Consider the following 10,599-nt stretch of genomic DNA (forward strand, 5'->3'; position numbering starts at 1 on the left):
TGGCGCCCTTGTCCCTTGCGCCGGAGTGTTCATGAAGCTTGCCCTGCCCCTGCTGTCGATTCCCCTGTTGCTGAGCGTCGGCGCGGTCCACGCCGCGCCGGCCGCTGGCGCCGATGCCGCCCGCCTGTACCAGGCCCACTGCGCCCTGTGTCACGGCGCGAAACTTGAAGGCGCGGCCGGCCCGTCCCTGGCCGACAAGACGTGGCTGCACGGTCAGCCTACCCGCGCCAACCTGGTCAAGCTGATCGCCGCCGGCGTGCCGGACAAGGGCATGCCGGCGTGGTCGCAAACCCTGTCGAAAGCCCAGATCGCGCAACTGGCCGCCTATATCGAACCGGGGGCGCACCGCGCCGAAGCGCCCGCCGCTGCCGCCACCCCTGCCGCCCCGAAGACCGATGCCGCGCTGGCGCGCCTGACCTTGCCGAAGGGCTTTGCCATCGCCGTGTATGCCGAAGGGGTGGAATCGGCCCGCTCGCTGGCCGTATCCGGCAGCGGCATCGTCTATGTCGGCTCGCGCAAGGCCGGCAAGGTGTATGCCGTCGTCGACAGCAACGGCGACAAGGTGGCCGACAAGGTCGTCACCGTCGCCCAGGGCCTGAACAACCCGATCGGCGTCACCCTGCTGAACGGCGCCCTGTACGTGGCCGAGATCGGGCGCGTGATCCGCTTCGACGATATCGACCGCAGCTACGCGGCGAAGCCGGCCTACCAGGTCGTCAAGGCCGATCTGCCGGACGACAAATGGCACGGCGAGAAGGTCATCAAGGCGGGCCCGGACGGCAAGCTGTATATCCCCGTCGGCTCGCCCTGCAATACCTGCGACAAGGAAGACGAAGCCTATTCGAAGATCTGGCGCATGAACCCGGACGGTTCGGGCTGGGAGATGTACGCCGGCGGCATCCGCAACACGGTGGGCTTCGCCTTCCACCCGCAGACGAAGGACCTGTGGTTCACCGATAACGGCCCGGACGAAATGGGCGACAACACGCCGTCCTGCGAACTGAATGTGGCGCCGAAAAAGGGCATGCACTTCGGCTTCCCCTACTGCCACGGCGGCGTCATCGCCGATCCGAAATACGGCAAGGCCGACAGCTGCGCCGCCTACACGGCGCCGGTGGCCAAGCTGGGCCCACACGTTGCGCCGCTGGGACTGGCCTTCTACACGGGCACCCAGTTCCCGGCCCAGTACCGCAACCAGGTCTTCGTGGCCGAACACGGCTCGTGGAACCGCACGCAGAAGATCGGCTACAAGGTCAGCCTCGTGACCCTGCAAGGCAACCAGGAAGTAACGACGACGACCTTCATCGACGGCTTCCTGCAGGGCGACAGCGTGGTGGGCCGTCCCGTCGACATCGCCGTGCTGGGCGACGGCTCGATGCTCGTCTCGGACGATTTCGCGGGGCGCATCTACCGGGTCTTCTACCAGGGCAAATAAGCGCCGCGCTTGCTGTCGCCCTGTCAAGCCACTGATTGGATTGACCATTTTTGACACGGCCGTGCTTTTTCGTCGGTATTCCAGGCCGACGAAAAAGCATTAATTTATTGCTGTGCATCAATAGAGGTGATACTCTAGAGCCCTCGCTGAAGAAGTCGCGACGGCCCCAACCCCGTGCCCGTCCCTCCCCATGGCCCGCCCGGCGCCATCGGCCCTTCCGTCGGCAGTCCCGCGCCAGATCCTCGCGCATTTCGCTCCGCTGCACGGTGCAGCGGCGTCCTTACGCGCCAGGCCCTGCCCGGCCCTGCATTTTTTCGGAAGAACCGTCATGCTCAATCGCCTCACCATCCGTACCCGCCTGCTTGCCACGATGGCCATCCTCGGCCTCCTGATCATTCTCGTGGGCACATTGGGCATCCACGGCATCCGTTCCGTCAATGCATCGCTGGAGGATACCTACCGCAACCAGCTGGCCTCGTCGATGGCGATCGGCGACTCGAAGAATTTCATCAGCCGCGCGCGGCTGGTGCAGGACCGTGCCGTGTTCCACCCGGATGCGCCGGACATCGAAGCGCTGCTCAAGCGCGCCGACAGCTTCCTCGCCAAGTCCGACCAGGCCTGGAGCAACTACATGGCGCTGTCGCAGACCGCCGAGGAGAAGGTGCTGGCCGACGAAGTGGCGCGAACCCGCAAGGCGCTGGTCGAGCAAGGCCTGAACGGCGTGGCAGCCGCGCTGCGCGCCGGCGACAGGGAGCGCATGGACCACCTGGTGATGAAGGACATGCAGAAGCTGTTTACGGCCTTCAGCGACAGCTCGGAAAAGCTCGATGCCTACCAGTTGAACGCTGCGGGCGCGAGCTTCGCCGACAGCCAGAAGACGTACTCCACGGTGCTGAGCCTGTCGATCGGCGCCATCGCCTTCGGCCTGGTGCTGATCGCAGCCGCCAGCGTCAGCCTGGTACGCGCCATCATGCGTCCGCTGGGCGAAGCGCTGGCGCATTTCGACGCCATGTCGGCCGGCGACCTGTCGCGCACCGTCGACACGACGCGCCATGACGAAATGGGTATCTTGCTGAAGGGCCTGGACGCGATGCAGCGCCAGCTGGCCGTGACGGTACTGGCCGTGCGCGAAGGCAGCGGCTCGATCGCCGTGGCCAGCGCCGAAATCGCCGACGGCAATATGGACCTGTCGCGCCGCACCGAGCAGCAGGCCGCCAGCCTGGAGGAAACCGCGTCGTCGCTGGAGGAACTGACCGCCACCGTGCGCCAGAACGCCGACAACGCCCGCCAGGCCAACCAGATGGTGGACTCGGCGTCCACCGTCGCACGCCAGGGCGGCCAGCTGGTGGCACAGGTGGTCGACACGATGGGCACGATCACGGAGTCGTCGCGCAAGATCGTCGACATCATCGCCACCATCGACGGCATCGCCTTCCAGACCAATATCCTGGCGCTGAATGCGGCAGTCGAGGCGGCGCGCGCCGGCGAACAGGGCCGCGGCTTCGCCGTCGTCGCCTCGGAGGTGCGCAACCTGGCGCAGCGCTCGTCGGCCGCCGCCAAGGAAATCAAGGAACTGATCGACCGTTCGGTGGCCAATGTCGACACGGGTTCGGCCCTGGTCGACCAGGCCGGCGCGACGATGACGCAGATCGTCACCAGCGTGGCCCAGGTGGCGGACATCATGACGGAGATCATGTCGGCCAGCACCGAACAAAGTGCCGGCATCGACCTGATTCACAACGCCGTCGTGCAGATGGACCAGGTCACGCAGCAGAACGCGGCCCTGGTGGAAGAAGCCGCCGCCGCCGCGGGCGCCCTGCAGGAGCAGGCCGCCACGCTGGAAGAAACCGTCAGCGTGTTCCAGCTGGAGCGTTCGGCCGCCCCGGCTGCCAAAGCGCCATTGCGCCGCCCTGCACCGGCGTCATCGGCGCGCCTGGCGCTGGCCTGAGGCCAGCGCCAGGCGCGCCCTGCCAAAAATCAATGCTGGCGCCGGCGCCGCGCGATGGTCCCAACGGCAAGCAGGCCAGCGCCGAACATCGCATAGGTAGCCGGCTCGGGTACGGGCGCGGCGCTCAGCGTTACAGAGACGGTGGTTGCCGGGGTCCAGCGTATGCCGGAGGTACGGGAGGAAGTATCCTCGCCCGACGTATACTGGAAGCTGCTGTATGCATAGGCGCCGCTTTTCGCGTGGTTATAAAGCGAAGCATCGAAATCGCGGTAGCCCTCCCATGCCTCGAATGACAGGACAGTGCCGGCGGAATAAGAAAACGCTTCCAGGCACCAGCTCGAACCGTTGTCGTAACCACAACGCCCTTGGTATTGCATGCGGAAAGGATCGATATCCACGCCGGCGAAGGAAAACGAAGCTACTTCGTCCACGGTAAAGATACCGTCATTGTTTGAATCATTGACCACCGCTCGCAGCTCTTCCGACCGTGCGGGATCGAAAATGCCGGTGTTGTAATCGGCCAGGCCAGTGTAGACGGCAGTCAGGGTATAGGCTTCCGCCTGTGCAAGCGAACACGCTCCCAACGATGCCACCAGAATCAGTTTTTTCAGCATACGGCTTCTCCAGATTAGGATATATTAACTATTGAAATGATAGTTATATGTAGCCGATTAAATGTAATCATCGACGCACACATTATAATAATATTAATTTTATCCGTGCGATTAAAATGTAATGGATTATGGATAGGCTGCACCAGGCCGGACGGTTACGGTGCCGGCGCCTGCGCCGCATTGCCCGGGGTGCCGCACGAGAAGCAGAAGCGGGTGAACGCATTCTTGCGCGTGGCGCAGGCGCCGCAGCGGTTGAACAGGCCGATGCCGCAGTGGGGGCAGTAGTCGATCTTCGGGTCCTTCAGGTCGACCGGGCGCTCGCAGCCGGGGCAGACACCCTTGCCCATCCGCGTCAGCGCCGTATCGTAGTCCAGGCTCAGGCTCTCGCGCCGCTGCGTGTCCGGTAGTGCCTCGGCGGCCTTCTGCCGCTCCAGGTAGCGCTGCAGCGAAACGATGGCCTGCCGCCCCACCAGCACCGTCACCAGGATGCCGACGACATAGCGGATATAGCCGCCGTAGCTGGGCAGGTAAGGTACCAGCTCGACGAAGAAGGCAAACAGCGCGAAGAAGATGAAGCCCCACACGAAAGGCCACCACGTACCCTTGCGCTTGTGCTTCCACAACCATGCCGCGACCAGCAGCAGCGGCAAGGTCAGCGCCAGCCGGTAGCCGAACACGCGCAGCTCGCGCAGCTGCTCGGCCTTCTGGAAGCGGCCCTGGGCTTCCTGCTGCAGCGCGTACAGACGGTCGTGGGCGCGCCCGTTGGCCTGGCGCGCATCCAGGTGGCGCTGCTCCTGCGCCTCCACCGCCGCCAGCGCCTTGCGCTCCGCCGCCTTCAGCGCATCCAGCTGGCGCGTGCGTTCGATCAGTTCCGTATCCTGCTCCGGCCGCGCCGTGGCATGACGCGTGGACAGCCAGTTGTCGAAGGTCTCGCGCGCCGACTGGGTATTCGCGCTGGCCACCTTGTGCTGCTGCCGCGCCTGTTCCAGCGCGTCGCCCGCATCGCGCATGACCTTTTCCGCCGCATCCAGCTGGGCCTGGGCGGCCGGCCCCTGTCGCGGATCGACGAACTGGTCCAGGCTAAGTGGCGCCTCGACCAGGTTCATATTGTCGACCACCTTGCCGCCAAGGCCGATCAGAAAACCGGCGAACGCCAGCGCCACCAGCCACAAGCCGCGCTGGAACCATTTCTCGGACAATCGCAGGGCCTTGCTCATCTTTTCTCCTTGTTTGATAGGGGACCGTCGGTGGCCTCGATACTGGCCAGCGCCAGCGCCAGGCGCCGCGCCGGGCTGCCCGCCAGCGTTACGTATGGCACGCCCCGCGCCGCCAGCTGCTCCAGGTACCAGGCATGCTGGCGCAGCCGGAAGGCATCGCCGCGCCGGGTGCCGTCCTGCACGAAGGGAAAATCCGGCGCGCACAGGAACACGGCATCATAGCGCCGCTCTGCCAGTGTCTCCAGTGCGGGATCGGCGCGATCGAACAGGTCCCTGCTGTAGAACAGGGTGGTCATCGGCGACGTGTCGCAACTGAGCCAGTGCCGCGCCGTGCCGGCGAGCCGCTCCTCCGCCGCCACCTGTTCGCGCCCGATATGCAGCAGGTCGTCGAAGGCCAGCTCGCCGCGCCGGTGTTCCCACCACGTGCGACCGAATTCGGGCACGCAGGCGCTGCCGATGGCGGCGGCCAACGCTTCGGCCATCGACGTCTTGCCGCTCGACTCGCCGCCGAGGACGCAGGCGCGCCGCACGAAGTGGCCGTACACCGATGGCGCCAGCATGGCGCGCCGGCCGTGCACGTCGGCGCGCACGGCGGTGCCGGAGACGCGAACGGCGTGGCGGCCCGGATCGACGCTGACGTGCCGCACCGGGTGGCCGAACGCTGCTGCCAGCGCTTGCGCGAAGCCGTCGCCATAGCTTTCGCTGGTGAAGACGGCATCGACCGTGCGGCCCAGCAGGGCCGTGCAGACCCACGCGACGAACGCCCGGTGTTCGGCGTCCGGCGCGGCGTTGGCCGGCATCGTGCGGATGGGCAGGCCGAGGCGCCGGCAGTGACCGGCCAGCCGCTCGTCGTCCAGCACCACCACGGTTGCCTCGGGAAAACGCTCGCGCAACCACGTTTCGCGCAGCGCCGGCGGCATGCCGGGGAATTCGGGCTTGGTGTAGCTGATGACGAGCAGCGTGCCGCACTGCGCCGCCGCCTGCCCGATCAGCAGCTCGTGGCCCTTGTGCAGCGGGCAGAACTTGCCGACCACGAGGCCTGCCTTGAAGCCTGCCTGGAAGTTTGCTCCACTGCGCGTCATGCCGCCGCCCCTTCCAGCGCGGAGGTGTACTGCACTACCTTGTCCTCCTCGTCCAGCGGCGCGATATCGACCTGCACGGCACCGAATAACGCCTGCAAGGCCGCGCGCGCCTGCGGCGCCCACTGCCGGCCGTTGTCGTCCAGGCGCAAGGTGATGGCGCCGTCGGCCGCCTGGTGCACGGCGAAATGCGCCAGCGGCAGCGCCTGCAGCGCGTGCGTCACGTCGATATTGTTGACCCAGGCGCCGTCGGCCTTGCGGTAGCGCAGCGGCGCCCGGCCGGACAGGCCGCGCAGTACCACTTCGCCGCCGTCGAAGGCCAGCTCGGCGAAGTCGCCCGTGCGGTAGCGCAGCAGGGGCAGGCAGAAATTGAAGCCGCCCGTGACGGTGACTTCGCCACGCCCATCCGGCGGCACCGGCTGGCCGGCGCGGTCGAGGATTTCGACGAACAGCTCCGGCTGCAGCAGCACGTGGCCCTGCCGGCCCGCGTCGAACACGCCTACCGGTCCCACTTCGTTGAGTGAGTACAAGTCCAGTACGGGGCAGCCGAAGCGTTCTTCCAGCCGGTTTCTCAGGCCGGGCAGCAGCAGCATCGACACGGACAGCAAGGCGCGGGGGCGCCACGTCATCGGCAGCTTGAGCAGCTCGGCAAACGACAAGGGATCGCCTGAAATCACCTCGGGCGCCATCGCGTCCAGGTAGCGCGCGCGGTCGTCCGGATGGCGCCAGTCGACCGGGTGCAGATTAAGCTTGGCCAGGCCCGATTCGCCCATCGTCGGCGTGACGGAGACGTAGGTGAAGCAGCGCTGCTGGAAGCCCAGCAGCATGACGCCGACCTGGCCGGCGCCGTGGCGCAGCTCGATGCCGAAGCGACGCAAGGCGCGCTTGTGATACGCCAGGTAGCGCGCCGCCACCAGCGGGTGCGACGGCACCTGCAAGGGGTGGCCGGTGGTGCCGGTGGTGCGAAAGTTGAGCAGCCGCGCCAGGTCGACGTCGTCCGGCACGAAAGGCGTGACGTCGCGTGCCAGCTCGGCCCGGCCGATGGTGGGCAGCGCCGCGAGTTGTGTGGGCGCGCGGCCCATGGCGCGGTAATACGGCACGCGCCGGAACGTCTCGGCGATGAACGACCCCACCCAGTCGGGGGTGTGGCCGGGCAGCCAGCCCACGTGTGCCCGTCCGACCGCTTCCTCGAAGCTGCGCGCCGCTTCCACCTCGTGCGCCAGCAGCCGGTTGCCGCTGTGGTTGCGGTAGACCGGTGCGGCCGGGTGTTCGCGCAGGAAAGCCAGCATGCGCCGGCCTGCCTCTCCCAGGGTCGGATAGCGTTCAGTGTCGAGGATGTCGTCGCTCATCGGCAGGTGCCCTTCACTCGCGCGACCACTTGTCCGCCGCTTCCTCCGCGGCCTTGCGCGCCAGCGCCTCGCGGATCTGGCGCGCGCGCTGTTCGGCGGCGCGGCTGGCCTCCAGCAGCCGCCGCCGCTCCATGCCGCTGATCGCCGTCAGCCGGTCGGCCGCCTGTTCCGGCGTCTCGCCGGCCGGAACAAATCCGAGGCGGGCCAGCGCCACGCGCGCCAGTTCCTCGCGCCCTTCCGGTTCGGTCACGAACTGCTTCGCCCTGGCCGAACGGGCCAGTTCGCCCGCCGTCGTGTCCAGCAGCTCCAGAAGCTGCGCCATCGCCGGGCGCGCCGGGCCGGCGGCGACGAACCAGTCGTCGGCCAGCAGCCAGCACAGGATCGCGGCCACGGCCAGCCGGTTGGCGTCCTGCGGGCCGTCGGCCAGGAAGCGCGGCAGGCTGGCCGGCGGCAGGCGCGCGCCCAGGCGCAGGGCCACGTCGTTGCACAGCGCCGCCACGTGCAGGCTGCCCCGGTCCTGCACGCGGGGCGGCTCCAGGAACTCGGCCGGCGTGGCGGCCAGGCGCCGCGTCAGCACTTCCAGCTCCGGGCCCGTCATCGCGTGCCTCCTGCGTAGTGCTGCCGGCTGAAGCGGCGGGCGAAGTCGGTCAAGTCTTCCATGCGCGACAGCGCCGTGATCTGCCAGCCCTGCTCGCGCACGGCCCGCTGCAAGGTCTCCCAGCCTTCCAGCGGGTCGTCGCCCTGCCCGCGGCGCCACAGCTCCAGGGCCATCGTGCCGCCCGCGCCGCCGGCCGCCAGTGCGCTGGCCGCCACGTCCCAGCCGCTGTTGCGGCGCTCGTCCTTGTCGAACATGGTATCGATGCCGTTGTCGGAAATCATCAGGAGGTGGGTCGAGCGCGAGCGCGGAACCGGGTGCAGGCCGGTGCCGCAATAGGTGTCGCGCAACTGGTGGATGGGGAAGGCCGTGTTGCCGCCAAAAAAACCCGTCAGCACTTCCAGGATGGCGCGTTCGTCGCGCACGAAGCCTGGCGTGGTCAGTACCTGTCGCTTGCCGCTCCACAGCGTGACGCGCACGGCCGCGCCGGCGCGCAGGGCCGACAGCGCGATGATGGCGCCGGCCAGCGCCGGGTAGGACAGGGAAATGCGCGGGTTCGGCATCGAGGCGGAACTGTCGACGAACATGTCCAGGTCCACGGGCTCGGGGCGCGGCGCCATGGCCGGTTCCAGGCCGTAGCTGCGGCGCAGCGTGGTCAGGCCGGGAATGGGACGGGGCGACAGCATCACGCTGTGCAGCCAGTCGATTTCGTCCAGCGGGTCGCCCACGCTCCACGGCTCCAGTGCTTCCATCTGCGCTTCCGGCGCCTGGGGCATCGCACGAGTGGGAAACGGCACCAGGTAGGGCAATGCGAGCTCGCGGTAGTACCTGATCGCCACCTCGCTTTCGCTGAGACGGATGCCGGCCGCGCGCAGGATCTCGCCGAAATCGAAGGGTTCGCGACGCTGGCCGCCGCCCCGCTTTACGGCCGGTTCTTCTTCCGTCGCTTCCAGTCCGGTGATGGCACTGTCGCGCACGGGGTGGATGGCGCCGCCCTCTTCCCCCGCATCGATGCCGATGATGCCGGTGGGGTCGGCGCCTTCGCAGGCTTCGAGCGTGTCGAGCATGCTGCGCGCCGCCGGCGGCAGCGCCATGTCCTGCACCAGGTAAGGCAGCAGCAGCGCGGCAAAGCGGCCGGCGCCTTCGAGCCAGTCATTGGCGTACACGCGCACCACCCGCGCGCCCAGCCACGCATCGGTGGCCAGCGCCGCCTTCATGCGCGGGTCGACGCCCGTCGCCAGCTCTCCCGGGCGCTGCCACAGCTGTTCGCAGATGCCCAGGTAGAGCTGCCAGACGAGGCCCGTCCTGCGGGTGGCAGCCTTGCCGTCGCTCCGGCCAAGCCGCGCGAAGACGTCGGCCATGCGCAGCCCGGCCTGACGCTGCAGGCGGTCGTTGATCAGGAGGTCGGTGTACAGGTTGGCCACCAGCGGCGCATGCCGTTCCAGGGTGGGCAGCCCGCGGCGGATGCGCGCCAGCAGGCGCAGGTGATCGGTGACGCTGGCCGGCGCCAGCACGTGGTGGCCGATCTCATGCGCCAGGATTTCCACCTCCAGGCCCGCCAGGCCCAATGCCCGCGCAGCCTCCAGGTCGATGACGACGCGCTGGTCGGCCAGCCGGATCATGGCGAAGCTGCCCTGCAGGCCGGCATTGGCGGCGGCGACGGTGGTCTCGCACAGCTGCGGGGCGCTCAAGCGGGTGTAGCGGCTCCACGCTGCCAGCGCGCGGGGCCAGGCGGCCCGCCACGGTGCCAGGGCGTCGGCCGGTTCGGGGGATTCCAGGGATTCAGGCTCGGTCATGGCAGCGGCAGCAAACGGATGGTGTGCGTGAAGGGCGACGTGACGGCTACCGTGTCGGCATTGCAGACGACGCGCAGCCCGGCGGCCGGCAGGTCCAGGGAGACCGTGCGCGTGCCGACTTGCAGCGTGTCCCCTTCGAGCCGCACGGCCGGGTGGCCGCCCTGCGCCGGGGCCGCCTCGTATTCGGCGGCACTGGCCGCAAGCAGCACGGCGCCATGCCGGTCCGCCACCAGCAGGTGGTGGCGCGCGCCGCCGTCGACGAAGAAGCCGTCGTGCGCCGGCCTGACCTGCGGCGGCGCCATGAACGCGCCACCCAGGCCGGCGAAGGCACCCGTTTCGATGCCGGCGTCGGCGCGGCCGTCCGGTCCCCACCAGGGATCGGACGCCAGCGTCGCCACGGCATCTTCCCAGCGCATCGCCTCGGGCAGCTTCAGCGCGGCCAGCGCCAGCGCGGGCGGCAGGCCGGCGGCGGCAGTCAGCGCTCCGCGCCGGAAGTGGGCCAGGCCGGCACGCCAGGCTAGCAGCTGCCCCAGAACGGCCAGCTCGCGCGTGTCGGCGGCGCGGCC

At 68.4% G+C, this 10,599-nt stretch carries 8 protein-coding genes and 1 pseudogene; 2 read left to right on the top strand and 7 right to left on the bottom strand.

Annotated elements, in window-relative coordinates; genetic code table 11:
* The first annotated feature begins 31 nt into the window (after positions 1-31).
* Together GM672_RS14230 and GM672_RS14235 are read left to right on the top strand one after the other, a co-directional pair.
* Positions 32-1,435 carry a PQQ-dependent sugar dehydrogenase gene (locus tag GM672_RS14230; protein ID WP_155471191.1) on the top strand — a complete coding sequence of 468 codons (1,404 nt, stop codon included), beginning with the start codon at positions 32-34 and terminating at the stop codon, positions 1,433-1,435.
* Positions 1,436-1,763: 328 nt separating this feature from the next.
* Positions 1,764-3,383 carry a methyl-accepting chemotaxis protein gene (locus GM672_RS14235; protein WP_155471192.1) on the top strand — a complete coding sequence of 540 codons (1,620 nt, stop codon included), beginning with the start codon at positions 1,764-1,766 and terminating at the stop codon, positions 3,381-3,383.
* Positions 3,384-3,412: 29 nt separating this feature from the next.
* Here GM672_RS14235 and GM672_RS14240 read toward each other — a convergent pair whose 3' ends face one another.
* The 7 genes and pseudogenes from GM672_RS14240 to GM672_RS28360 form a co-directional block, all read right to left on the bottom strand.
* Entirely contained in the window at positions 3,413-3,997 is a 585-nt protein-coding gene (locus GM672_RS14240; protein WP_155471193.1) for a PEP-CTERM sorting domain-containing protein, read from the bottom strand.
* A 155-nt stretch (positions 3,998-4,152) separates the two neighbouring features.
* Positions 4,153-5,214, bottom strand: a complete 1,062-nt coding sequence (locus GM672_RS14245; RefSeq protein WP_155471194.1) for a zinc ribbon domain-containing protein — start codon at positions 5,212-5,214, stop codon at positions 4,153-4,155.
* Positions 5,211-6,296: an AAA family ATPase gene (locus GM672_RS14250; RefSeq protein ID WP_155471195.1), complete on the bottom strand. Its 1,086-nt coding sequence runs from the start codon at positions 6,294-6,296 to the stop codon at positions 5,211-5,213. The genes GM672_RS14245 and GM672_RS14250 overlap by 4 nt, the downstream gene beginning before the upstream one ends.
* Positions 6,293-7,642, bottom strand: coding sequence for a phenylacetate--CoA ligase family protein (locus tag GM672_RS14255; RefSeq protein ID WP_155471196.1), 1,350 nt, complete (start codon positions 7,640-7,642; stop codon positions 6,293-6,295). Before GM672_RS14255 ends, GM672_RS14250 begins: the two co-directional genes overlap by 4 nt.
* A gap of 13 nt (positions 7,643-7,655) precedes the next feature.
* Positions 7,656-8,240: a hypothetical protein gene (locus tag GM672_RS14260; protein WP_155471197.1), complete on the bottom strand. Its 585-nt coding sequence runs from the start codon at positions 8,238-8,240 to the stop codon at positions 7,656-7,658.
* Positions 8,237-10,033 (bottom strand): VWA domain-containing protein, encoded by a 1,797-nt coding sequence (locus tag GM672_RS14265; protein WP_155471198.1) that lies wholly within the window; start codon positions 10,031-10,033, stop codon positions 8,237-8,239. Before GM672_RS14265 ends, GM672_RS14260 begins: the two co-directional genes overlap by 4 nt.
* Positions 10,030-10,599 (bottom strand): annotated as a pseudogene (locus GM672_RS28360) (hypothetical protein); the annotation flags it as partial. The pseudogene GM672_RS28360 and the gene GM672_RS14265, both read right to left, overlap by 4 nt.

The sequence above is a fragment of the Pseudoduganella buxea genome (genome assembly GCF_009720835.1).
In the GTDB taxonomy this organism is placed as follows: Bacteria; Pseudomonadota; Gammaproteobacteria; order Burkholderiales; family Burkholderiaceae_D; genus Rugamonas; species Rugamonas buxea.